The sequence below is a fragment of the Ulvibacter sp. 2210JD10-4 genome, assembly GCF_058148525.1.
Map to the genome: position 1 here is coordinate 1 of NZ_JBYVJZ010000095.1, position 238 is coordinate 238.

The 238-nt window shown below is 39.1% G+C and carries 1 pseudogene; it reads right to left on the reverse strand.

Annotation, left to right across the window (positions count from 1 at the left end):
• A pseudogene (locus ACY2RT_RS15615) lies at positions 1-238 on the reverse strand (hypothetical protein); the annotation flags it as partial.

Sequence of the window (238 nt, forward strand, 5' to 3'; positions counted from 1 at the left end):
TCCTTCAATAGAGTTTATTAACGCTGTTTCTTCACCACAGATATATGATCCCCGTGCCTGAATGATCTTAAAATCAAAATTGAAGCCACTCCCGTCAATCTTTTCGCCTATCAATCCTTCATTTCGAAGTGAATCGATCGCATCCTGTACAATTTTTACAGCTTCAGGATATTCTGCTCGTATATAAAGACTCCCGTAATTAGCATGTGTTCCATCGCCGGAAATAAGCATTCCAAAT